The following is a 21,983-nucleotide window of genomic DNA, read 5'->3' as shown; positions in this document are numbered from 1 at the left end:
GTTGCCGGCCACCGCCCGCGGCCCTGCCCGGGGACGCGGCGGTGATCGATGAAGTGGCCGTGGCCTGGAATCGTCCGGCCCTCGGCGCGAGTCGCCCGGTGGTGATCTCGGGCCGTCCCGTGCCGGCCACGCTCCACCCGCCCACGCCGCGAACGATGTCGACCGCACAGCCGGGACCTGCGATAACAGGCCCTTCGTGACGGTCGGATTACGCTCAGATATCGACGGTCGTCGGCTACGTTAGCGTTAACAGGATGGCATGTCCATAGACGACCGTTCGTATCTTGCCCGGCTGCTCCTGGTCGGCGGGGTCCACATTCCGCCGCGCGCACGGTCGGACCGACGGTGTTGGCGCTAACAGCAGCGTGACTCACCCAGGGGTTCGCCGAGGACCTGCGGACCCTCCCGGGAGTGCGCGTCGCACCCGCCACCGGGCCCGCTCACGGCCCGGGAAAGTCTCCACCGGTCAGAGCGGCCAGTGCTGAGAGACGATGTCGATGGCGGCCCGGACCGCCTCGGCCAGCGTGCCGCCGACCGTGGCCAGCGCGGCAAGTGTCTCCAACGACGTCAGCACCGGCTTCGGATCCCGCTGCCGTTGCTCGCGGGCGACCTCGATCGCGGCCACCTCGTGGCCGGCGCGATCCGGGTCCTTGAAGTCGCTGACATGCTCCTTCAGGGTGCGCAGCAGCGCGTCGAACCGCTCGGCGAGGTCGTTGGGCCCGTTGTGCTGGACCATCGTGAAATGGTCGCTGCCGATCGCCTGCATACCACCATGGATCGTGTTGTGGAACACGATCGACCGGGCTGGCTGATCCGGGTCCGCCATCGAGGGCCTCCTAGTTGTGCTGTTCGAATGTCACATTGGAGCTGTCGAACGCCTGCTGCCCGCCGAAGATGGTGTTGACGTTGCCGAAGATGTTCTGGACCTCGGACGCGCGCTGCACCAGATTGCCGGTGTCCAGGCCACGCTCGCTCAGGAACGACACGACCGCCTCCAACACGGCCCGCTCCAGGAGCTTGGTGTACTTCCACTCGTCGAGCAGTTGCAGGTGCTTGACCGCGTTCCGCTCGGCGACGAGCTGACGCACACTGACCCGGGCACCGTAGTCGTGCGTCCGGAACTGCTCGCTCGCGGCGAACGCGTCGTCCATCCGGGTCTTCATGCCTCGATCGTGCCGCAGCCGCTTGACGAGGCGCCAGCCGCTGAGCACCGAGTCGGTCACCATGTTGGCCAGCACGTCACGCACGATCCGGACCATCGACTGCTCGGGTTGCAGCCGATCGACAAGCGCGTACCGGCCCTTGATGGGTGGCATCACCGTGGTGACGAACTCGACGTAGAGCAACCCACCCTCGACGGCGACGTGCACGAACGCGGAGATGTCGATGCCGAGGCTCTGCTCGGGCAGCACGAGTCGTCCGTCCGCGGTGTGCAGGGGCTTGCCGGCGCCGCTGACGACGATCCGGTCGTAGTAGCGCAGGCCACCCTGTGGATGCCGGACGATCACGTCGATCACCTCTTCCGAGGCGCGGCTGCGCGGCATCCCGGTCGCCGGGTCGAGCAGCGGGTCACCCTGCCGGCGTACCCCGTCGGCGACGATGTGCGGCACCAGGGAGAGCCCCGGCACCCGGACGGCGCGGGGGAGTGGATCCTCCCGCATCCGCCGGACCGCCGCCCGGACGTGCGCGGTCAGCGCGGGCCCCAGCTCCGCCTGGTCGATCGGTGGGGCCTCCGGGCCGCCGTCGTGGCCGGCGGCCCGGCCGGGGGCGGGCCGCACCGGGATGGCGTACGACCAGCCGTGCTCGGCCGCACCGCAGCCCAGAAAGGGATCCCGCTCCTGGACGGTGATGTTGCCGTACTGGGCGCGGGCCACCAGGTCGAGTCGGCGGGCCACCCGTTCGTTGGGCAGGGTCGGCAGGACCGGTGGCCTGCCGGGGCCCAGCTCGCCGGTCAGGATCCGGTGGGTGGTGCGCTCGAACCGGACGAGGACGACGAGCGTGGCGACACCGAGCAGGAGGGGCAGCCAGGCCAGGAAGCCGAAGACGCCGGCTGCCGCCCTGAGCTGGAGCGTCTCGACCAGTGAGTCGACACTGAGGTCGGAGCCGGTGCCCAGCAGGGAGCCGATGAAGATCTGAAGGCCGGTGGACACACTCAGCAGGGGCAGCACGAGCGACAGGCCGCCGGTGCACAGCACGATGGTGATCAGCGTGCCGAACAACAGGAAGCGGACCGGCAGGGACAGCTCGCGCAACTCCCGGGACCGGGCCAGCAGCACGATGAGCCCGAGCACCACCCAGCCCACCGTGGCGGTGATCGAGGTCAGCACACCGATGACGAGCAGCCCGAACAGGAGGCTGTCGCGGACCAGGTAGCGGCGCTGTGCCCGGAAGCAGTGTCGGACGACCGCGTTGAGATCGAAGCCGAACGAGGGCGCGACGGCACGCCGCTCGTCCTCGATCACCTCTCTGATCACCGTCTCGGCGTAGTCCTGGTCGAGGTAGGCCGCGCCGCACAGGTGCCGCGTGGTGTCGGACAGCCGCGGTGGCATCTGGTACGACGGGAAATCGAAGTGGTCGGTCTGTGCCGCCTCGGTCACCGTCACGTCGTCATCTCCGGGCTCCCTAGATTTCCTTGCTGGTGCGGGTGGGCAGCCCGCAGGAGACGGCGATCGGGTTCCACCGGCGCAGAAACTCGTTCTTGGCCTTCTGGGACTGCTCGGAGAGCTGGTTGCCCCGTCGCCAATTGGCGTCGAGCGAGCAGCCGGAGTTGATGGAGCGCCGCGTCCAGGCGGCGTAGGCCGCGTCCGCGTCCCCGGCGTACGTGAAGGCGGAGACGAGGTGGGAGCGCATCGCCGGGCCGTCGGTGAGCGCGTCGACGGTCAGTGCCCCGGCCTGGTCGCGCTGGGCGCGGCGTTGGCGTGTCACGCCGTCCAACAGGCCGAGCGAGCGGTTCAGGTCGCGGCACTCACCCACTGCCGCGATGGCGGTGGCCAGGTCGCCGCGCGAGGCGATCGACTCCGACAGCAGCGCGTCCACCGCCTCCGCCTGCGTACGCCGTCGGGCGTCCGGATCGTCGCTCACCGTCGGTGTCGGTGTCTCCGGGCCGAACGTCGTCGGGACCGGGTCGGGCGTCGGCGGCGTCCCGGTGGGCACCTCGTCCTCGGCGGTCGGGGTCACCGAGGTGGACGTCGCCTCGGAGACGGCGTCGGGCAGCGGCACTGTCAGGCCCGCGACGAGCGCCACCGCGACTGTCACCACGAGCGTGGGCACCAGAAGCTGGAGCCCTCGCCGCAGGTCACCGTCACGCCCGTCACCACGGGCCGCGCGCGCCCACAGGTGCCCAGGTGACTCGGGTACGCCCCGGACGGCCGTCAACAGGTAGATGGCGACGGCGAGGGCGGCGAGCACGTAGTGCCACAGGGCCAGTCGACCCGGCACCTCGGACGGGTCCTCGGCGCCCCTGGCGAGCGCGATGAGCAGGAGCACCAGCACCCAGCCGGCGAACAGTACCGCGCACACGAGCAGATCCCACAGCGGGGGCGACACGGCAGCCCCCGACAGCGCGCCCGAGGCACCGCCGACGACTGGCGACGCTCCCCACGACGAGGCCTCGACCGGTGTCGCGTTGGAGGACTCGGCCTCAACGGGTGTCGCGTTGGGAGGTTCGTCCGCGACGGGTGTCGCGTTGGGAGGTTCGGTCGCGACGGAGTACGCGTGAGGCGGAGGCTCCGGCGGCGGCGCGGCGGCGCCGGGCAGGGCCGAACCGCACCGTTGGCAGGTGGGGAGCGCCGCATCGGTGTCGGCCCCACAGGTGACGCAACGCATCGATCACCGCCTTCCCCGGCAGGCGCTTGTCACGGTGGACCTTAGTGACGAGATCGATGTGCGACATCCTCCGCCCGGGCCGGCGTTGGCGATCGCGGATATCCGACAGTCCCCAGTGGAGCAACCGGCCCGGGTCGGGCGAGGAGAGCCGAGCGGATCCGGCGGGAGTGGCCCCGGCCGGCGTCGGCAGGCGGTCAATGGGCCTCGGGTACGGCCATCTCGCCGAGCAGCGACCAGTCCTGCTGCGGGACCGTGGCGTTGACGATGCGCGGCGTCTCGGCCAGGTGCGGCGGCAGCGTCTCCTGCGCGGCCCGGAAGTGGGCCGACTGGACGTGCGCCGCGCCTGCCTCGTCGTCGCGGAAGGCCTCGACCAGGACTACTCGGTCGGGTCGTCCAGGCTGCGGGACCAGTCGAACCACAGGCAGCCCGGCTCGGCGCGGGTCGCGTCGGTGAACGCGGCGGCGATCTGCGGCCACTGGTCGGCATGCTCGGGCCGCACCCGGAACTTGGCGGTAATGAAGATCATGGCCTGAAGGCTACGACTCGAAGCGCTGCTCCGCACCGATCTGGCACAGGGTGCGGGGGGAACCAGGTGAGCAGGATGGATCGGTTGGTCGTCAGGCGATCGCGGATATCGGACTGGACGCAGACCGGTCGAACCACGGGCGGCTGCCCAGTGGTCGTCGACCGAGCGCTCAGGACGCCTCGCGGACGCGCAGGTCGGCCAGCCACACCTCGGCCAGGTCGCTGAGTGCGACGCCGAGGACCTCGCTGAGGCAGACCACTGTGCCGAACGCGGGCGCCGGGAGCCGGCCCACCTCGATCTTGCGCAGCGTCTCCGGTGAGATGCCGGCCGCCAGGGCCACCTCGACGAGGCTGCGGCTGCCCCGTGCGACCCGGAGAGCCGCTCCGAGGCGTTGCCCCGCGGCGATCTGTTCCGGGGTGAGGGGTGGGCGGACCATGTGAGCAGGATAGATGCGCCCGCACGGACCGGCAATGTCGACCCGCCGGCAGCCCCGGCCAGCATGGTATAAATATACCGCACCAGAGAGGGAAGGGTTGATCGTGATCGAGCTGAAAACCGCAGCGGAAGTCGATCGAATGGCGGTGACCGGCCAGTTCGTCGGCGAGCTGCTGGCCGAGTTGCGCGCCGTGGCCGCGACAGGGGTCAACCTGCTGGACCTGGAGCACCACGCGCGCCGCCGGATCAGGGAGCGGGGCGCCGACTCCTGCTACTGGGACTACACGCCGTCGTTCGGTCGCGGCCCGTTCCGCAACGTCCTGTGCCTCTCGGTCAACGACGCCGTGCTGCACGGTCTGCCGCACGACTACGTCCTGCGCGACGGTGACCTGCTGAGCATCGACATGGCGGTCGGGATCGACGGCTGGGCTGCCGACTCCGCGCTGTCCTTCGTCGTCGGCACCCCCGACCCGGAGGATTTGAAGCTGATCGAGGCCACCGAGGTCGCGCTGGCGGCCGGCGTCGACGCCGCGCGGCCGGGCAACCAGCTCGGCGACATCTCCGCCGCCATCGGCCAGGTAGCCCACCGCTACGGCTACCAGGTCAACGACGAGTTCGGTGGGCACGGCATCGGCCGCACCATGCACGAGGCCCCGCACGTGCCCAACAACGGGCGACCCGGGCGGGGCATGAAGCTCAAACCCGGCCTGACGCTCGCGATCGAGCCGTGGTTCTGCCGCAGCACCGGCAAGATCAAATTTGATCAGGACGGCTGGACGATCCGCTCCGCGGACGGCTCGCGCTCGGCCCACTCCGAGCACACCGTCGCGGTCACCGAGGCCGGCCCCCGGGTGCTGACCGACCGCCCGGGCCAGGGCGTACGGCCGGACAGCCGCAGCGGGCAGTCGACCGCGACGTCCTGAGGCGTACCGCTGTCAGCCCGGCTCGATCGGGATCGTGACGGTGACCCGGGTCGGGCCGCCGACCGGGCTGTCCACCGACAGGCGGGCGTCGATGGCGTCGAGGCGACCCACGATGCCGCGCAGGCCGGTGCCGCGGCCCGGGTCCGCGCCACCGGAACCGTCGTCGTCGACGTGGATCCGTAGCATGTCGCCGGCCCGGTCGAAGGTCACCGTCGCCGCGGTGGCGGCGCTGTGTTTCGCCACGTTGGCAAGGGCTTCGGCGACCGCGAAGTACGCCGCGGTCTGCACCGCCGGCGGGAGCTGCGCGGGTGGGTCGCCGGTGACGGTGACGGGCACGGCGAGGTCGAGCGCGAGGGCACGGACGGCGTCACCGAGGCCACGGTCGGCGAGCACCGCCGGATGGATGCTCTGGGTGACGGTGCGAAGGTCGTCGAGGGCGGCGGTCGCCGTGGCGCGGGCCTCTGCCAGCAGCTGCGCGGCGCCGTCGACGTCGCGGCGCAGCAGGTCCCCGGCCAGGCCGAGGGCCAGCGACAGGGACACCAGACGGGCCTGGGCCCCGTCGTGCAGGTCGCGCTCGATCCGCTTCAGCTCGGCGGCCTGCTGGTCCACGGCGCTGCGGCGGGAACGGGTCAGGGTGGCGACCCGCTCGGTGAGCTCCCGCTCGCGGGCGCCGGGAGGGCGACTGACCACCCAGGCGTGCAGCCCGACGATCGTCACCAGGCCGAGCAGTGTCCAGGCCGGCCAGAAGTAGCCGCCGCCGGTGAGCACCCAGACGCTGAGGTCGGCGCACCCGATCAGGGTGCAGGCGGCGGCGTCGAGGGCGAGCCAGAGACGCCGACCCGGCGGCACCTGCAGTGCCCGCCGCAGCAGGAGCCGGCCGAGCAGGATCATGCCGACCCCGAAGTACACCCATCGGGGCCAGAACACGCCCCGGCCGGTGACCAGCCAGGCGACCGTGGCCGCGACGCAGAGCGCCCCGGCCACGGTCCTGCGGATGGTGGCGGTCATCGGCGGGTGGTGCGGTAGGTGATCCGTCGCAGCAGCGTCTCCGCCGGCCCCCGGCGACCGGTGACGCTCAGAGCCCAGGCGGCGGCCAGCGAGACCAGCCAGGTGACGACCGCCACGCCGGCGGCGGCGTACGTGCCCTCCAGGTGCATCGCCCACGGCGCGAACACCGCCAGCCACACCGCGGACTGCAACAGGTATCCGCTCAGCGACCGTTGCCCGAGCGCGATCACCGGGGCGAGCAGGGCAGGGCCGCGGCGGGCGCGGTCGAGTCGCAGCGCCAGCAGGCCGAACAACGCCACGTAGCCGGGCCCGCCGTACTCGCCGCTCACGGCGTGGACGAGTGCCATGGCCTCGACCGTAGCGGCGTCGACGTGCACGGCACCAGCGGCGATGAGCGCGTACGGGAGCGCGCCGACGACGGAGATGCCGAGGCAGCCGACGGCGACGCGGCGCAGCAGCACGCGGTGCGCGGCGGGGTTCTCCAGGATGCGGTGCCGGGCCGCCCAGATGCCCAGCCACACGATGACGATGAACGGGAGCACGGTGGCGGTGTGGACGGGCCACTCGGCGAGACGGTCGAGGATGGACTGCCCGTACGACGAGGCGGCCAGCGACGGGTTCGGCGTGTTGGCCAGGACGGCGTCGCCGCCGCGCGCGCCGACGAGCGCGGTCACCGCCAGGACCACTGCGTACGCGGTCTGGATGCCCCAGAGCCACAGCACGACGCGGTGGAACCGGTCGCCGCGGCGCAGCAACAACAGGGTGGCGACGATACCGACGATGCCGTACGCGCCGAGGAAGTCCCCGAAGTACAGCAGCGTCGCGTGACAGAGGCCGAAGACGATCAGGGCGGCGTTGCGCCGCAGCAGGATCCGCCGTCCGTTCGCGCCCTGTCGTCGGGCGATCTGCACGAGGCCGTACCCGAACATGACGGCGAAGACCGGGTAGGCGCGGCTGTCGACGAACATCGCCAGCACGGCGTTGACGACGCGTTGCGCGCCGTGCGGCGTGCCGTCCAGGCCGGGCTGGCCGGCGAACGCGGCGTTCGCGGCGTTCGCGAGCGCGATGAACAGCAGCATGGCCCCGCGGGCGAGGTCGGGGGCGAGGGCGCGGTCGGAGCGGGGGACGGGGCCCGGTTGAAGGGCCGTCGTGCCAATGGTTGCGGTCATGGTCTCAGGCTCGCCGCTGGCGCGACGCCTTTCGAGGAGCCTGGAACCCCTCCCGTGGTGGTACCAGTACCCCTATGCGTCGAGGTAGGCGAGGACGGCCAGGACGCGCCGGTTGTCGTCCTCGGACGACTGCAACCCGAGCTTGGCGAAGATGCTGTTGGTGTGCTTGGCGACGGCCTTCTCCGTGATGAACAGGGCGGCGCCGATGGCGGCGTTGGACCGGCCCTGCGCCATCTGGCCGAGCACCTCCCGCTCGCGGGGGGTCAACCGGTCCAGGGGCAGCACCCGCGCCCGGCTGTCGAGCAGCTTCGCCACCACTGTGGGGTCGAGCGCGGTGCCGCCCGCGGCGACCCGGCGGACCGCGGCGACGAACTCGTCGAGGTCGGACACCCGGTCCTTGAGCAGGTAGCCGATCCCGCCGTGGCCGTCGGCGAGCAGTTCCCGCGCGTACAGCCGCTCCACGTAGGCCGAGAGCACCAGCACCGGCAGTCCCGGCACCTCGGCCCGCGCCGCGAGCGCGGCCCGCAGACCCTCATCGGTGTACGACGGTGGCAGCCGCACGTCGACGACTGCCACGTCGGGGCGCCGCGTGACGAGTTCGGTCAGCAGATCCGGCCCGGTGCCCACGGCGGCGACCACCTCGAAGCCGTGGGCCTCCAACAGCCGGATCAGCCCGTCCCGCAACAACATCAGGTCTTCCGCCACCACCACCCGCACCCGGCAACGGTAGCGGGCCCCGCCGCCGGGTGTGGGTACGCGTCAGCGCAGGCCGGCGAAGAGGTCGTCCTCGGGCACCGGCGCGTCGGTGGTGTCCCGTACCCGGACGAAGGTCTCGGTGCCCATCAGCTCGGTGAACCGCTCCTGGCCCAGTTGGAGGAAGAAGATGTTCTCGGTCTGGCTGGCGTGCGCGGCCAGGGCCTCGAACTTCTGCGCGCCGTAGCTCCGGGTGTCGACCCAGGTGGTGATCTCGTCGTCGGGCAGCCCCAGCTCAGGCTGACCCGACGACGGGTCCGGGTCGTCCCACTCGATGCCGAGATCCTTCATGATCCGGCCGAACTCCGCGAACGCCGTCCGCGGCACGGTGGTCCAGTAGACCTTCGCGGGGACGTCGGTCTGCGCGACGGCGGCCATGGTGATGCGGTGCGCCTGGATGTGGTCCGGGTGGCCGTAGAAGCCGTTCTCGTCGTAGGTCACGATGACGTCCGGCTGGTAGCGGCGGATCAGGTCGGCGAGCCGCTCCGCGGCCTCGGCCACCGGCGTCGTCCAGAAGGAGCCGGGCTGGTCGTTCGTCGTCCAGCCCATCATCCCGGAGTCGGCGTAGCCGAGCGTCTCCAGGTGCGTGACCTTCAACGTGGCCGCGCTGGCCTCCAGTTCGGCCTGACGCATCGCCACGACGGCGGCCGGGTCGTGGCCGGGCTCACCGGGTTTGACCCCGCCGGGGCCGTCGCCGCATCGCCCGTCGGTGCAGGTCACGAGGACCGTGGTGACACCTTCGGCCGCGTACCGGGCGAGGACGCCACCGGTGCTCGTCGCCTCGTCGTCGGGGTGCGCGTGCACCGCCATCAGGGTCAGGGATCGCTCAGCCATGGCACCACCCTACGACCAGCGTGGCGACCACACGGAGCGTGTCGTGTTCGCGCACGCATTCTAGTGATCCGCGCGCCGGCCCTGCCGTTCTTGCGCAACTCGCTGTCGGTCGGCTCGCGGATTCCTACGATTTCGGGGCTGGGCCGCTGGTCCGGAGCCGCGTTTCGACAGCGGGAATCAGCCGAGGAAGGGGACCGGTTCCATGGCCCTGTTCGATGACGTGCGACAGGTCGACGCCGGGGTCCTGAACGTCGGATACGTGGACGCCGGCCCGGCCGACGGGGCCCCGGTGATCCTCCTGCACGGCTGGCCGTACGACATCCACAGCTTCGTCGACGTCGTACCGCTGCTCACCGACGCCGGCCACCGGGTCGTCGTGCCGTACCTGCGGGGTTACGGCACCACACGCTTCCGATCCGACGACGCCGTCCGCAACGGCGAGCCGGCCGCGATGGGGCTCGACCTCATCGCCCTCATGGACGCCCTGGGCATCGACAGCGCGAAGCTGGCCGGGTTCGACTGGGGCGCGCGTACGGCAGATGTCGTGGCCGCGTTGTGGCCGGAGCGCTGCTCCGGTCTGGTGTCGGTCAGCGGCTACCTGATCGACGGCCAGGAGTCGGGCCGGACGCCGCTGCCGCCCAGGGCCGAGTTCTCCTGGTGGTACCAGTACTACTTCGCCACCGAGCGCGGCCGGCAGGGGTACGACCGCAACCGCCGCGACTTCGCCCGGCTGATCTGGCAGACGGCATCGCCAAGGTGGACGTTCGACGACGCGACCTTCGAGCGCAGCGCCGCCGCGTTCGACAACCCCGACCACGTCGACGTCGTGATCCACAACTACCGGTGGCGGCTGGCGCTGGCCGACGGCGAACCGCAGTACGACGAGGTCGAGAAGCGCCTGGCCGGCAAGCCGAAGATCACGGTGCCCAGCATCACGCTGGAGGGTGACGCCAACGGCGCTCCCCATCTGGACCCGGGTGTCTACGGCAAGCAGTTCACCGGCCGGTACGAGCACCGGACCGTCGGCGGCGGGATCGGGCACAACCTGCCCCAGGAGGCGCCCCGGGCCTTCGCCGACGCGGTCCTGGAGGTCTGATCCGCCGGCCTACGGGCGTTCGACGCGGGTCGGGTCGCCCCGCACGAGGTCGTCGTGGATGCGCCAACGTGCGGTCGTGACCGCGCGGCGGGCCGCCTCGTCGCCGCGCTCGACGCGCTGGCGCAGCAGGTCGAGGGCGATGCGCCGGTTCAGACTGAACTGCCGTTCGTCGTCCACCACCACGACCAGGCCCGAGGGTCGGTGGGTGGCGCGTACCGCGGTGCTGGCCTTGTTCCGGTGCTGGCCGCCGGGACCGCCGGTGCGGCACCCGACGATGTCGACGTCGGCCTCGGTGAACGTCGTCGTCGGCGCGTCGCTCGGCGGCGGTTGGGCTGTCACGTACCAGTTCTTGCGACCCGCGCCGCTCCGGTAGGGGCTGGGCGCCTGCCAGCACAGCGTCCCCGTCCAGGAGGCGGCGAACGCCTCGACGTCGGCGCCGGACAGCCGGATCAGCACCGACCGGTAGGTGCCGGGCCGGTCACCGGACACGGCGTCGACCCGCTGGACCGTCACGCCCCGCCGGGTGGCCTCACCCTCCAGGCGGCGCAACAAATGGGCCAGCGCCCACGCGCACTCCCGCGGCCCACGGCCGGCGGACAGCAGCAGGTGCGCGCTCACGACCGACCCCGCCCGCGACGCTTGTCGCGCCGGTCCGACCTCGGCCCGGCCCCGACATCCGGCGTCTTGTAGGTGACCAGGGGAATCGTGGTGGCCACCGGGGTGGCGAGCCGGCGCTCGACGAGATCGCCGATCACCTGCTCGATCCGCTTGTACGCCGTGGGCGCCTCCTCGAAGAGCAACTGGCGGTCGCCACACACCACAAGCGAACCCACCGGGGTACGCCGTAGCTCCTCGACCGTGTGCTTGGCCCGGCCCCGGCGCAGCGCGTCGGCGCGGGACATCTTCCGACCCGCGCCGTGCGCCACCGAGTGGTTGGCGTCCGCCCCGGCGTGGGCGGCCACCAGGTACGACGCGGTGCCACGCGTACCGGCGACGAGCACGTCGCGGCCGTCACCGGGCGCCGCTCCCTTGCGGTGCAGGTAGACGCCGTCGCGCACCTCGACCAGGTTGTGGCACTGGTCGACGACTGGCTCGGTCGGCTCGGCGCCCAGGGCGTACGCCACCCGGGCGGCCAGCAGCCGCCGGTTGAGCGAGCCCCAGCGCACCGCCTCGTCGTGTCGGGCCAGGTACGCGGCCGGGTCGGGTGCGGGGCCGGCCCCGTGCGTCTCGGTGTGCGTGCGCAGGATCCGCTCACCCAGGCCCCGCGAGCCGCTGTGCACGACGAGGACGAGGTCACCGGTGGCCAGCCCGAGACGGTGCGCGTGCTCGGGTGCGAAGACGGTGTCGACGCGAGCCAGCTCGACGAAGTGGTTACCGCGATCGACCGTGCCGAGACCGTCCCGGTGACCGGCGGGAACCTCGCCCCCGACGACGGCCCAGGCCGGGTCGTCGGCGTCCCGGTCGGGGTCCAGCGCGTGGTCGAGGTCGGGGAACCGGGCGGCCAGTCGCTCGGGTACGACGCGTCGGAGTCGAATGGGGAACACCGCGATGCCGCAACCGATGTCCGAGCCCACCAGGAACGGGTACAGGACTGTCGACGCCATGGCCGCGCCGATGGGGGCGCCCTTGCCCGGGTGCAGGTCCGGCATGCCCGCGACGTGGACCATGCCGTCGAGGGCGGCCACCTGCCGGCACTGGTCGAGCGCGGCGGACTCGATCCAACTCGCGGGCGACGCGAACACGGTGACGGTGGCCGGGGCGGACGGGGACGAAGACTCCCGAGGGGAGTGGTGCTCAGACAACGACGCTCACTTCTCGCTGAATCGCAAGGGGACGGACGGCGGTACGGCACCGGGCGGCGCAAAGCGGCCTCGGCGCGGTGCTCGGGTGGTGTCCGTCAGTACGTCATGGGCACCACTCTGGCGGCGCCCCGCCGACTGCGGCAAGCGATTATCGGCGGGCCCTGCTGGCCAGACGGGCCGGCCCGTCTCGCCAGCATCTGGTGAAGCCCGCTGGACACCGCCGCGTACGCTGCCGCGATGACCGCACCGCGTCGCATCCTGATCTACGGGGTGTACGGCGCGGGCAAGTCCACTCTCGCCGCCCGGTTGGCGCAGCGTCTCGGGGTGCCGTGGTATCCGGTGGACGACCTGCTGTGGCTGCCGGGGTGGGTCGAGGTGCCCGTCGCCCAGCAGCGCAGCCGGATCGAGGAGATCTGCCGTCGGGACAGCTGGATCCTCGACGGGGCGTACCACGGATGGCGGGACGTGCCGCTGGCGCGCGCCGACCTGGTGGTGGCCCTGGACTATCCCCGGTGGCGCTCGTTCGGGCGGTTGCTGCGCCGTACGCTGCGCCGCCTGGGCACGGGCGAGGTGATCTGCAACGGGAACCGCGAATCTCTCGGCAGTGTGCTGTCCCGCGACTCGATCCTGCTCTGGCACGTCGGCGCGTTCGGCCGGGCGCGGCGGCGGATGCGGGCCTGGCAGGCCGATCCGACCGGGCCGCCGGTGCTGCTGTTCGCGAGCCCGGCGGCCCTGGACGACTGGCTGGCTTCCCTGCCACCTCGATGAGCGCCGGTCGGTGTGAAGCCCCAGGCGGGCCGGCTGGACGGACCACGGCTCCGGGTCGACGAGGGCGCCGGACGTGGCGGCCGGGCGCCCTGGCGCGGAGCTACCGACGCCGATCGAGGCCCGGCCGGCAGGTCACACCGGCCGGGCCCGTCGATCAGGATTCGTGCAGTCGTCGGCGGCTGGCGAGGAAGAACGCCAGCACGCCCAGGCTGACCAGGACGCCTCCGACGCCCGTCAGGGCAGGCACCACGCCGCTGCCGGTGACCGGCAGGATGTTTTCGCCAGGGCTGCCCGGTGCGCCGGGGCTGCCAGGTGCGCCGGGTGCTCCAGGGCTGCCGGGTGCTCCAGGTGCTCCGGGGCTGCCAGGTGCTCCGGGACTACCGGGTGCACCAGGTGCTCCAGGGGCTCCGGGACTGCCGGGTGCTCCAGGTGCCCCGGGGCTGCCGGGTGCGCCGGGGGCTCCGGGGCTGCCCGGTGCGCCGGGGCTGCCAGGTGCGCCGGGGCTGCCAGGTGCTCCCGGACTGCCGGGTGCTCCCGGACTGCCGGGGGCTCCGGGACTGCCGGGTGGGCCGGAGGGACCGGCCGGGCCGGTGGGCCCGGCGGGGCCGGTCGGTCCGGGAGGTCCGGTCGGCCCCGGAGGTCCGGTCGGCCCGGCGCAGACCGGAGCGGTGATGGTGTTGGTGTCGAGGGTGACGGCGGCGGTCCGCGCCAACGCGCGGCCCTGCAGCGTCGCGCCTGTGGCCATCGTGATCGACGCCTGGGCCATGATGGTGCCCACGAAGGTCGTGCCCGTGCCGATCGTCGCCGAGCTGCCGATCTGCCAGAACACGTTGCAGGCCGACGCTCCGTTGATGAGGACGACGCTGCTGTTCGACGCCGTCGTCAGAGACGAGTCGACCTGGAAGATGAACACGGCCGCCGGATCGGCCTGACCATTGAGGGTCAGCGCCCCGGTCAGCTGCGCGGCCCCGATCCGATAGACGCCCGGATTGAGAGTGTTGCCGCCGAGTTCCGCGGGCAGGTTGGTGAACGGCGTCCGGCCGGCGGCGTCGTTGTAGGCGATGGTCAGGTCGCTCTGGGCCTGCAGCGCCACCGCGTCGCCAAGGTGGACCTCGCCACCGATTGTCGCGGTCCCGAAGCCCGATGCGGTGTTGCCGGGGAACCTGCCGAGGCTCTGGGCGAGGAAGCTCGGGCCGGTGTTTGTCGGTTCGGCTCCCGCCAGGACGGAGAAGTTTCCGGCCGTACCCAACCCCACCGGCGCATCCGCCGCGTTGGCGGCGGTCGAGCTGAAGAGAAGCAGGCTGGCGGCGACGGCGACGGCCGCGGAAGCCCCGAGGGCCGGCAGGACCGCCCATCGCCACCGACGAATGGGTTGTGCTGTCAAGATCAACCTCCGTGCAGAAAACTCGCAGGAGGCGTCGCGCGTCCTGCTCGATCCGGCCGGCTGGAACAGGCCGAGTGCGCTGACCACCACATCATGCGATCGGGATGTTTGCCCACCAAATGGGGCAATAAGGAAGAAAGGTGGGGTAACGGGAGGTCGACTTCACATCAGGTCAGGCGGTCCTCGACCCGCCGTGCAGCCCGGCTTACGGCCGGATCGCCCCGCCCAGAACGCACGGCGAGGAAGGGCCGGAACTGCCGGCCGGGAACCGGAAGCGAACCAGTTCCTCGATGGTGAACCCGGCCGCCTCGATGGCGGCCGTGGTGTCGCGACCGGTGTGGCAGCCGGCGAACAGTTTCGGCCAGAGCGTGGCGTCGGAGAATCGCTGGGCCCGACGGAGGCGACCGGACTCCTCGGCGGCGACGTGCTCGAAGAAGCGCAGCTGCCCGGCGGGGCGCAGCACGCGGTGGATCTCGGCGAGCGCGGCGGCCTGGTCGGGAACGGTGCACAGCACCAACGCGACAACCACCGCGTCGAATTCGCCGTCGGCGGCGGGCAACGCCTCGGCCACGCCGTCCACGACCGTGATCGGCACGGGCGCGGCCGGGGCGGCCCGGACGGCGGCGGCACGCAGGCGGCGTTCCGGCTCGACCGCGACGACCTCGGTCACGGTCGGGGGGTAGTGGGTGAACATGCGGCCGTTGCCGGCGCCGACCTCGAGCACCCGGCCGGTCAGGCCGGCCACCAGGTCGCGGCGGAACTCGGCGGTGCCGGCGCGGTCCATGGCGACGCTGAGCCGCTCGTAGACCCGGGCGAACACCGGGTGGGACACAGCGGCCACGTCTACCTCCGGGATCCGCGGGCAGCGACCACAATCATGCGCGGCGATGTCAACAGCGCCGGTGAGGCGCGCTCCGTAGGCTGATTCCGTCCTGCGATTCCGCACGTCGCCCCAGACGGGAAGTGGTCCGATCATGAAGATCGTCGTCATCGGCGGGAGTGGCCTGATCGGCTCCAAGGTCGTCCGGAACCTCGCTGGGCAGGGCCACGAGGCGGTGGCCGCGTCACCGAAGACCGGCGTGAACACGCTGACCGGCGAGGGGGTGGCCGGGGCGCTCGACGGCGCCGACGTCGTCGTCGACGTGTCGAACTCCCCGTCGTTCGAGGACACCGCCGTGCGGGAGTTCTTCGAGACCTCGACGCGCAACCTCCTCGCCGCCGCCGCGACGGCCGGGGTGCGGCACTACGTCGTGCTCTCCATCGTGGGCTCCGACCGGCTCCCCGAGGGTGGGTACATGCGGGCGAAGGTCGCACAGGAGAAGCTGGTCGCCGCGTCCGGGCTGCCGTACTCGGTGATCCACGCGACCCAGTTCTTCGAGTTCGTCCAGGGCATCGTCGACGCCGCCACGGACGGTGACACGGTACGGCTGGCGCCGGTGCTCATCCAGCCGATGGCAGCGGACGACGTCGCGACGGAGGTGACCGCTGTCGCGGTCGGCGCACCGCTGAACGGCACTGTCGAGATCGCCGGCCCCGAGCAGTTCCGCCTCGACGAGCTGGGCCGGTCGGTCCTCGCCGCCCGCCACGACTCCCGCACCGTGGTGAGCGACCCCGCAGCCCGGTACTTCGGCGCGACGCTCAGCGAGCGCTCACTCGTCCCCGCCGACGGCGCCCGCATTCCCGGGACACGCCTGGACGACTGGCGTGCCCAGGCGGCGCGATAACCAGCCCTCTGGTGGCGCGGTGACGGCTCGTGTCACTCGCGCGGCGCGTGCCGCAGGCGCTGCGCCAACTCCCGTACCGCCTCGACGTACCGCTCGTCGGCCTCGGACGGCCAGTGCCCCTTGATCGGTGGCGGAACGCTGTCGCCCGGCGGGGTCACCACGTCGCTGGGATCGCGCTCCCGCCGGTCCACCGCGGCGGCCGGGTCACCCTCGGACGCCGGGAACCCCCGGTCGGGGAAGACGCGCCCGCCGATCGGGTCGGTGTCGCGCCACAGGTTCACCCACCGCCAGCCGACCCGGTTGCCGATCTCGCGCAGCACCGCGTCGTCGATGTACGCGGGAAAGAGCCGCGCGTACAGCCGGCGCAGCGGTGACCCGTACGTGAGCAGCGCGATCCGGTTGCCGATCCCGGGCGGCAACTGGAGGACTGCCGCGGCGAGCAGGACCGAGCCGTGGCTGTGCCCGGCGAGCAGCACGGCGTTGCCGCGCTCGACCAGGTAGGTGATGCGTCGGGTCAGCTCCGGCACGGCCCGCTCGGCATAGCAGGGCGGCGCGAACGGGTGGGCGGCCCGGGGCCAGAAGGTCCCGAGGTCCCAGATGACGCCGACGTGCCGCCGGAACCCCGCGGTGCGGTAGGCGAAGACTCCGCCGAGGATCAGCCCGACGATGGCCGCCGCCTTCGCCCAGCTGGCGAACGCGATGCCGAAGGTGATCGCGTCGGACGGCAACCGCGCGTACCGCTCGACGACGTCGCCCGGAAACAGCCCCAGCAGATCGAGGGTCGTGGTGGCGGAGCCGATCCCGGCGAGACACCCGAAGACCACGGCCAGCAGCACCAGGCGTTCGGTGAGTCTGGCTCGGGCGAGCGCGTCGCGGACCTGGCGCAGCCGCGGCCCGGCCTCCGCCGGCGCGTCCGGGTAGTCGCGCGCGACGATCGCCGCCGCCGCGCGGCGGCGGCCGGGGCGGGAGACCAGGACGACCAGGCCGGCGACGAGCGCCGTGACCACCACGGTGCGGAGAAAACCGAAGGTCGCCCAGGTGTACGCCCGAGGTGGGCCGGTCGCGATGCCCTCCCCGGTCGGCAGGTCGCGGTCGAGGTAGTCCGCCACCCGGTAGACGAGCTCGGCGGAGTACGCCACCGCCGCGCTGATCGCCGTGGCCGCGATGACCAGCGCTCCCAGGCCGAACAGGGGGCTGCCCCGGCGCCGCCAGAGCAGGACGACACCGAGCGCGGCCAGCAGTGCCGTCTGGGCGGAGAACAGCCAGATCAGGGTGGCGTCGTAGCCGGGCAGGGCATCCACCTCGCTCCAGGCGGCGGGGCTGGTCAGCGCATGGGCCACGACCACGACGGTCAGGATGATCGCGGTCGTCCGGAGGGTGGTGGTGATCGCGTCGAGCCGCCGGTCGGTGGGGGACCTGTCGATCACCTGTGGCGTGCAGAGCAGCACCACGCAGGCCGCCAGGAGCACGCCGGTGGTCACCGCCAACGCGACGGTGGCGATCGACGCGCCTTGTGCGGCGCGGGCGGCGAGCAGGACCAGGCTCAGCGTCCCGAACGCGGCGGCGACGTGAATGGACCGGAGCCGTCCGACCAGCGGTTCGGACGCCCACGTGCCGACCGTGCTGAGCCGATGCCCGGAGAACTCCTCGTCGGGCCCGCGAAACGCCTCGAACGACCGCCCGGGACGGTTGCTGAGACGCCAGACCACTGCGATCGCGACGGCCGGCACCAGCGCGAACACCGCCAGGCGTCGCCCGACGGGCTGGCCGCTGGACCAGGACAACCAGCTGCGACCGGCCAGGCAGCGGGGCGAGTTCAGGCAGTGCCACGCGACGAGGTCGAGGGCGACGCCGGCGATGGCGAGCACGTACAACGCGGTGAGCGTCAGCGCCAGCACCCGGCACAGGGACTTGACCATCGCCTCCGAGCGGGGGTTCGCCGGGCGCATCCAGATCGCCACGTTGACCAGCAGGAACGGCAGCAGGAGCACCAGCGCCAGGGAGCGGGCCACCGTCCCGGAGGGCAGGTCGCCCCAGCGATACGCCTCCAGCGTCACCCCTCGCGCCTCGGGCGTCGACCAGTGGGGGCGGACGCGGACGAAGCCGCCCATGCGGTCGCCGGCGACCTGCACCGTCCGCTCCAGGCCGAGAACCTGCTCGGTGCTCGCGCCGGAGACGCCGTGCACACGCAGTTCCACGATGTCGCCGAAGGTGTCGGGCTCGCTCACCCGCGCTGATCCATCCGCCATCGCCCCCCGAGGCGTCCGGCCGCCCGGTGCCGGCGATCCAGCCGCGGGCGGGCCCCACCACCCGCGTGGCAGACCGGGGTCTACCCCGCCCGGACGCGCCCAATCGCACCGGCGACATCCGCGGTGCGTGGGCCGCTCGCGGCGCTGTCGGGTCGCCTACCCGGTCGGGCTGCTCCCGGCCATCTGCCTGCGGTAGGTCCGTGGCGAGACGCCGGTGACACGCTTGAAGGCCACGCTGAGGGCGCTCTCCGAGCCGTACCCGACGGCCAGGGCGATGGCGGCGACGGTGTCCGAGCCGCGGCGGATCCGGTCCGCCGCGAGTTCGATCCGCCAGCGCGTGAGGTACTCCAACGGGCCGACGCCGACGACCTGCCGGAAGCGGGCGGCGAGCGTGGAGCGGGAGACGGCGGCGACGCGGGCGATCTCGTCCACCGTCCACGACTGCGCGGGTCGCCCGTGCATCGCCCGCAGCGCGGGGGCGACCACCGGGTCGGCGAGCCCGGCCAGCCAGCCGGACGTGTGCTGCGGATCGCGGGCCAGGTGCAGCCGCAGGACCTGGATCAGCAGGACGAGCGCCAGGTGTTCGGCGACGAGCCGCGACCCGAGCCGAGGCTGCCGCAACTCGCTGTCGATCTCGTCGAGCGCCCACCTGATGGTGGCCGCCGCGGGGGTGTCGGCGGGCACGTGGATGATCGGCGGAAGGCTGTCCAGCAGGAGACTTCGACCCCGGTCGCCCAGGGAGAACGCGCCGCCGATGAGGAACATGTCGTCGCCGTCGCCCGCGTGCGCCACGCCGTCGCCAGCGGCTGCGAAGATCGGGTACGCCGGCTGGACCGGTGCGTCGGGGTCACTGAAGAGCGTGTAGGCCACCGGCCGGGTCAGCAGGTAGCAGTCGCCCTCGGCGAGGCCGATCGGCTCCGGCTGGCCGTCGACGAGCAGGAAGCAGTGGCCGCGCCGGACGGCGTTGAACTTGGCGCCGGCCGGTGGGTCGAACCGGACCGCCCAGCGCCCTCCGGCGACGAGGCCGGCGGAGACGTGGCTTGTCGCACCGAGCAACGCCAGTACGTCCTCAAGGGGATCCATCAGCACCGTCCTGGACGATCACTAAAGTATCGCGGATCCTAGACTATAGGCAGTCCAATGCCAGGTTCCTAGTCTGGCTGACATGACAGCGAACCCACGCCTCACCACGTCGTTCACCGCCCGTACCACCGCCGCCGAGATCCTCGACGGCGTGGACCTCACCGGGCGCCGGATGATCGTCACCGGCGGCGCATCCGGCCTCGGTGTCGAGACGGTTCGCGCCCTGGCCGGCGCCGGCGCCGAGGTCACCGTCGCGGTCCGTGACCCGCGGCGGGCCGCCGGGCTCGTCGAGGAGTTCGCCACCGACGCCACCCGGGGCGTCGTCCGGTCGGCAGCGCTCGACCTCGCCGATCTGGCGTCGGTCGACGCCTTCGTCGCGGCCTGGCGGGGCCCGCTCGACGCGCTGGTAGCCAACGCCGGAATCATGGCGCTCGCGACCCGGCAGCTCTCCGCGCAGGGTTGGGAACTCCAGCTCGCGACCAACTACCTGGGTCACTTCGCGCTCGCGGTCGGTCTGCACGACAACCTGCGTGCCGCAGGGGCGGCCCGGGTCGTGGTGGTCAGCTCCGGTGCGCACCTGGGCGCCCCGTTCGACGTCGAGGACCCCCAGTTCGAGCGGCGCCCGTACGACCCGTGGTCGGCGTACGGGCAGTCGAAGACCGCGGACGTCCTGCTCGCGGTCGGCATCACCCGCCGGTGGGCCAAGGACGGGATCACGGCCAACGCCCTCAACCCCGGGTACATCCACACCAACCTGCAACGTCACCTGGACGACGACATGATGCGCGCGCTCGGCGCGATGGACGAGGCGGGCAACCTCGTCGTGCCGGACTACTACAAGACGCCCGCCCAGGGAGCGGCGACCACAGTCCTGCTCGCCGCCTCACCCCTGCTGGACGGCATCGGCGGCCGGTACTTCGTCGACAACCAGGAGGTGGAGGTGGTGCCCGGTGGCCCGGACGCCACCGGAGGGGTCGCGGACCACGCGGTCGACCCGGACGCCGCGGACCGGCTCTGGGCGTACGCCGAGAAGGTGCTCTGCTCGCGCTGAGCGCGACCGCCGTCGGGCGCGGCGCGCTCGCGCGTTACCGCGCCCGACGGCCAGGATTGATCGGGGTGCGGCGGGGTAGCCGCCGCCATGGTCGCTGCCGGCCCGCCCGCCGCGGACAGGGGTGCCGCGGCGCGTTCCGGCGCGCAAGCGGACGCCGCTGCGGCGACGACCGTCGCCCGGCTCCGCGCCCGTCTCTGGGGCACGCTGCGGGAGCGCTCGCGGCGGGTTCGGGGCATCGGCGGCCTCGCTCTGCAGGCCGGTCTGGCCGCGGCGCTGTCCTGGGTGGTGGCGCATCAGGTGCTGCACGTCTCGCAGCCGGTGTTCGCGCCGATCTCGGCGGTCTCGACCCTTGCCGCGTCGGTCGGGCAACGGCTGCGTCGCACCGTCGAATTGATCATCGGCGTCACCGTGGGGGTGCTGGTCGGCGACCTGCTGCTCACGGTCACCGGCACCGGGTGGTGGCAACTCGCCCTGATCGTCGTGCTCGCGATCCTCGTCGCGTTGTTCCTCGCCGGGAGCGCGGCGGTGGTGATCCAGGCCGGGGCGACGGCGGTGCTCATCGCCACGTTGAGCCCGTCCGTGCGGGACCTGGAGATTCCCCGCTTCGTGGACGCTCTCGTCGGGGGAGCGGTGGCGCTGCTGGTCACCGCCGTTCTTTTGCCGTTGAGCCCGCTGCGGGTGCTCAACCGTGCCGCGCGCCCGGCGTTGGACCTGCTCAGTGCCCAGCTCGACGCCACCGCCGGCGCGCTGGCCGACCGCGACATCGCCCGTGCGCTGGCCGCCCGCACGAAGCTGCGGGAGAACAAGGACGAGCTGCGGGCGCTCATCGAGGCGACCCAGGGTGCCCGGGAGGCCAGCACCCTGTCGCCGGCGCACTGGCATGAGCGGCACGGGCCGGTGGGCCGGTACGCCCAGGCGGCCGAACCGATCGACCGGGCGATGCGCAACGCCGGCACGCTGATCCGCCGCGCGGTGACCGTGATCGACGACGGCGAGCCGATCCCGGGAGCGCTGCCGGAGGCCGTCGCCGACCTCGCCGAGGCGGTACGCGTGCTCAAGCGGCAGTTCGCCGCCGGTGAGGAACCCACCCAGGCGCGGGAGCGGGCCCTGTGGGCGGTCTGCGTCGCCGGTGACGCCTACCGGGAGGGCGTTGGTTTCTCCGGTGCCGTCGTGGTGGCGCAGGTCCGGACGACCGTCAGCGACCTGCTGGTCGCCACCGGGCTGACGCAGGAGGTCGCGAACCGGCTGGTCCGGCGTGCGTTCGGGGGGTCGGAGCGTCTCGCCGGCGATCGACGATGACCCTCGTGGCAGCAATCTGAGCCATCGCTGTTGCATCCTGAGCCAAAGTGGTGC

20 protein-coding genes and 1 pseudogene are annotated in these 21,983 nt (G+C 72.4%); 6 read left to right on the top strand and 15 right to left on the bottom strand.

Annotated features, from left to right (window positions below; translation table 11 throughout):
- Nucleotides 1-466: 466 nt before the first annotated feature.
- The 5 genes and pseudogenes from ACLQ27_RS31340 to ACLQ27_RS31320 all read right to left on the bottom strand — a co-directional run bounded on the left by ACLQ27_RS31340 (nt 467) and on the right by ACLQ27_RS31320 (nt 4,787).
- Nucleotides 467-826, bottom strand: a complete 360-nt coding sequence (locus ACLQ27_RS31340; RefSeq protein ID WP_357495306.1) for a hypothetical protein — start codon at nt 824-826, stop codon at nt 467-469.
- 10 nt (nt 827-836) lie between these two features.
- A complete protein-coding gene (locus tag ACLQ27_RS31335; protein ID WP_425870128.1) occupies nt 837-2,603 on the bottom strand; it encodes a hypothetical protein in 1,767 nt (588 codons plus the stop codon).
- Nucleotides 2,604-2,622: 19 nt separating this feature from the next.
- On the bottom strand, nt 2,623-3,519 hold the full coding sequence (locus ACLQ27_RS31330) for a hypothetical protein (RefSeq protein WP_425870126.1): 897 nt from the start codon (nt 3,517-3,519) through the stop codon (nt 2,623-2,625).
- A 500-nt stretch (nt 3,520-4,019) separates the two neighbouring features.
- Nucleotides 4,020-4,351 (bottom strand): annotated as a pseudogene (locus tag ACLQ27_RS31325) (putative quinol monooxygenase).
- Between the two features lie 169 nt (nt 4,352-4,520).
- Entirely contained in the window at nt 4,521-4,787 is a 267-nt protein-coding gene (locus ACLQ27_RS31320; protein ID WP_234582878.1) for a helix-turn-helix domain-containing protein, read from the bottom strand.
- A gap of 103 nt (nt 4,788-4,890) precedes the next feature.
- Here ACLQ27_RS31320 and map point away from each other — a divergent pair, with 103 nt between their 5' ends.
- Nucleotides 4,891-5,709: a type I methionyl aminopeptidase gene (gene map / locus ACLQ27_RS31315; RefSeq protein ID WP_425870124.1), complete on the top strand. Its 819-nt coding sequence runs from the start codon at nt 4,891-4,893 to the stop codon at nt 5,707-5,709.
- Nucleotides 5,710-5,721: 12 nt separating this feature from the next.
- On the opposite strand, the gene ACLQ27_RS31310 is transcribed toward map, so the two are convergent.
- The 4 genes from ACLQ27_RS31310 to ACLQ27_RS31295 all read right to left on the bottom strand — a co-directional run bounded on the left by ACLQ27_RS31310 (nt 5,722) and on the right by ACLQ27_RS31295 (nt 9,473).
- Nucleotides 5,722-6,717 carry a sensor histidine kinase gene (locus ACLQ27_RS31310; RefSeq protein ID WP_425870123.1) on the bottom strand — a complete coding sequence of 332 codons (996 nt, stop codon included), beginning with the start codon at nt 6,715-6,717 and terminating at the stop codon, nt 5,722-5,724.
- Nucleotides 6,714-7,886: a DUF418 domain-containing protein gene (locus ACLQ27_RS31305; protein WP_357495295.1), complete on the bottom strand. Its 1,173-nt coding sequence runs from the start codon at nt 7,884-7,886 to the stop codon at nt 6,714-6,716. The genes ACLQ27_RS31310 and ACLQ27_RS31305 overlap by 4 nt, the downstream gene beginning before the upstream one ends.
- 72 nt (nt 7,887-7,958) lie before the next feature.
- Complete coding sequence (locus ACLQ27_RS31300; protein WP_357495293.1) at nt 7,959-8,603, bottom strand: response regulator transcription factor; 645 nt, start codon at nt 8,601-8,603, stop codon at nt 7,959-7,961.
- A gap of 42 nt (nt 8,604-8,645) precedes the next feature.
- Entirely contained in the window at nt 8,646-9,473 is an 828-nt protein-coding gene (locus tag ACLQ27_RS31295) for a PIG-L family deacetylase (RefSeq protein ID WP_357495291.1), read from the bottom strand.
- A 202-nt stretch (nt 9,474-9,675) separates the two neighbouring features.
- On the opposite strand from ACLQ27_RS31295, the gene ACLQ27_RS31290 reads away from it, so the two are divergent.
- Nucleotides 9,676-10,569 (top strand): alpha/beta fold hydrolase, encoded by an 894-nt coding sequence (locus ACLQ27_RS31290; RefSeq protein ID WP_234582869.1) that lies wholly within the window; start codon nt 9,676-9,678, stop codon nt 10,567-10,569.
- Between the two features lie 9 nt (nt 10,570-10,578).
- On the opposite strand, the gene prfH is transcribed toward ACLQ27_RS31290, so the two are convergent.
- Nucleotides 10,579-11,187 (bottom strand): peptide chain release factor H, encoded by a 609-nt coding sequence (gene prfH, locus ACLQ27_RS31285; RefSeq protein WP_234582868.1) that lies wholly within the window; start codon nt 11,185-11,187, stop codon nt 10,579-10,581.
- Nucleotides 11,184-12,371 (bottom strand): RNA ligase RtcB family protein, encoded by a 1,188-nt coding sequence (locus tag ACLQ27_RS31280; protein WP_425870120.1) that lies wholly within the window; start codon nt 12,369-12,371, stop codon nt 11,184-11,186. Before ACLQ27_RS31280 ends, prfH begins: the two co-directional genes overlap by 4 nt.
- A gap of 237 nt (nt 12,372-12,608) precedes the next feature.
- Here ACLQ27_RS31280 and ACLQ27_RS31275 point away from each other — a divergent pair, with 237 nt between their 5' ends.
- The gene (locus tag ACLQ27_RS31275) at nt 12,609-13,139 is read left to right on the top strand and encodes an adenylate kinase (protein WP_357495284.1); all 531 of its coding nucleotides are present in this window, start codon (nt 12,609-12,611) and stop codon (nt 13,137-13,139) included.
- A 154-nt stretch (nt 13,140-13,293) separates the two neighbouring features.
- Here ACLQ27_RS31275 and ACLQ27_RS31270 read toward each other — a convergent pair whose 3' ends face one another.
- Nucleotides 13,294-14,523, bottom strand: coding sequence for an ice-binding family protein (locus tag ACLQ27_RS31270; protein WP_357574486.1), 1,230 nt, complete (start codon nt 14,521-14,523; stop codon nt 13,294-13,296).
- Nucleotides 14,524-14,728: 205 nt separating this feature from the next.
- Nucleotides 14,729-15,364 carry a class I SAM-dependent methyltransferase gene (locus tag ACLQ27_RS31265; RefSeq protein WP_425870118.1) on the bottom strand — a complete coding sequence of 212 codons (636 nt, stop codon included), beginning with the start codon at nt 15,362-15,364 and terminating at the stop codon, nt 14,729-14,731.
- 133 nt (nt 15,365-15,497) lie between these two features.
- On the opposite strand from ACLQ27_RS31265, the gene ACLQ27_RS31260 reads away from it, so the two are divergent.
- Entirely contained in the window at nt 15,498-16,247 is a 750-nt protein-coding gene (locus ACLQ27_RS31260) for an SDR family oxidoreductase (protein ID WP_425870116.1), read from the top strand.
- 32 nt (nt 16,248-16,279) lie between these two features.
- On the opposite strand, the gene ACLQ27_RS31255 is transcribed toward ACLQ27_RS31260, so the two are convergent.
- Together ACLQ27_RS31255 and ACLQ27_RS31250 are read right to left on the bottom strand one after the other, a co-directional pair.
- Nucleotides 16,280-18,475 (bottom strand): hypothetical protein, encoded by a 2,196-nt coding sequence (locus ACLQ27_RS31255; RefSeq protein WP_357574484.1) that lies wholly within the window; start codon nt 18,473-18,475, stop codon nt 16,280-16,282.
- A gap of 177 nt (nt 18,476-18,652) precedes the next feature.
- Nucleotides 18,653-19,579 carry an AraC family transcriptional regulator gene (locus tag ACLQ27_RS31250; protein WP_357495274.1) on the bottom strand — a complete coding sequence of 309 codons (927 nt, stop codon included), beginning with the start codon at nt 19,577-19,579 and terminating at the stop codon, nt 18,653-18,655.
- Nucleotides 19,580-19,661: 82 nt separating this feature from the next.
- Between ACLQ27_RS31250 and ACLQ27_RS31245 the strand changes: the two genes are divergently transcribed.
- On the top strand, nt 19,662-20,630 hold the full coding sequence (locus ACLQ27_RS31245; protein ID WP_357495272.1) for an SDR family NAD(P)-dependent oxidoreductase: 969 nt from the start codon (nt 19,662-19,664) through the stop codon (nt 20,628-20,630).
- An 87-nt stretch (nt 20,631-20,717) separates the two neighbouring features.
- A complete protein-coding gene (locus tag ACLQ27_RS31240; RefSeq protein ID WP_357495270.1) occupies nt 20,718-21,929 on the top strand; it encodes an FUSC family protein in 1,212 nt (403 codons plus the stop codon).
- Nucleotides 21,930-21,983 lie beyond the last annotated feature (54 nt).

Source organism: Micromonospora sp. DT63 (assembly GCF_049841615.1).
Classification (GTDB): domain Bacteria; phylum Actinomycetota; class Actinomycetes; order Mycobacteriales; family Micromonosporaceae; genus Micromonospora.
Note: the sequence above shows the minus strand (reverse complement) of the source record. Positions and strands in the feature narration are given on the sequence as shown.

Coding starts and splice junctions, on each gene's coding strand:
- ACLQ27_RS31275 (WP_357495284.1), top strand. CDS start 12,609: ATGACCGCACCGCGTCGCATCCTGATCTACGGGGTGTACGGCGCGGGC.
- ACLQ27_RS31290 (WP_234582869.1), top strand. CDS start 9,676: ATGGCCCTGTTCGATGACGTGCGACAGGTCGACGCCGGGGTCCTGAAC.
- ACLQ27_RS31320 (WP_234582878.1), bottom strand. CDS start 4,787: ATGGTCCGCCCACCCCTCACCCCGGAACAGATCGCCGCGGGGCAACGC.
- ACLQ27_RS31305 (WP_357495295.1), bottom strand. CDS start 7,886: ATGACCGCAACCATTGGCACGACGGCCCTTCAACCGGGCCCCGTCCCC.
- ACLQ27_RS31250 (WP_357495274.1), bottom strand. CDS start 19,579: ATGGATCCCCTTGAGGACGTACTGGCGTTGCTCGGTGCGACAAGCCAC.
- ACLQ27_RS31340 (WP_357495306.1), bottom strand. CDS start 826: ATGGCGGACCCGGATCAGCCAGCCCGGTCGATCGTGTTCCACAACACG.
- ACLQ27_RS31310 (WP_425870123.1), bottom strand. CDS start 6,717: ATGACCGCCACCATCCGCAGGACCGTGGCCGGGGCGCTCTGCGTCGCG.
- ACLQ27_RS31295 (WP_357495291.1), bottom strand. CDS start 9,473: ATGGCTGAGCGATCCCTGACCCTGATGGCGGTGCACGCGCACCCCGAC.
- ACLQ27_RS31260 (WP_425870116.1), top strand. CDS start 15,498: ATGAAGATCGTCGTCATCGGCGGGAGTGGCCTGATCGGCTCCAAGGTC.
- ACLQ27_RS31245 (WP_357495272.1), top strand. CDS start 19,662: ATGACAGCGAACCCACGCCTCACCACGTCGTTCACCGCCCGTACCACC.
- ACLQ27_RS31240 (WP_357495270.1), top strand. CDS start 20,718: ATGGTCGCTGCCGGCCCGCCCGCCGCGGACAGGGGTGCCGCGGCGCGT.